The sequence below is a fragment of the Faecalibacterium sp. DFI.5.82 genome (assembly GCF_029076575.1).
Taxonomy (GTDB): Bacteria; Bacillota; Clostridia; order Oscillospirales; family Ruminococcaceae; genus Faecalibacterium; species Faecalibacterium duncaniae.
This window is the reverse complement of the sequence record NZ_JARFIS010000845.1, coordinates 1-297: the sequence shown is the minus strand read 5'-3', so window position 1 is coordinate 297 and position 297 is coordinate 1. Positions and strand designations below refer to the sequence as shown.

General features: G+C 36.4%; 1 pseudogene. It reads left to right on the top strand.

Annotated elements, in window-relative coordinates:
- Window positions 1-192: pseudogene (locus P0G09_RS19175) on the top strand (hypothetical protein); the annotation flags it as partial.
- Window positions 193-297: the final 105 nt, after the last annotated feature.

Sequence of the window (297 nt, the reverse complement as noted above, 5' to 3'; positions counted from 1 at the left end):
CTGATGCTAGCAATATTGATGGGCCTAATGATTTTGTGTGTGATTTGGTATGCACCGGAAATTATCGTGATCATGGCCGGGGAACAATATAAGGCAGCTATTTATGTTGTTGCACCGGTGGCTCTGAGTTTATTTCTTCTGCTCTATTGCCAATTCTTCATCAATGTGGAATTCTATTATGAAGAAAAATAGATGCTTATATATGGATCAATCGGAGCAGCAATTTTAAACATTATAATGAATTATATTTTTATTCCGGCCTATGGTTTTGTAGCTGCTGGATATACGACATTAATG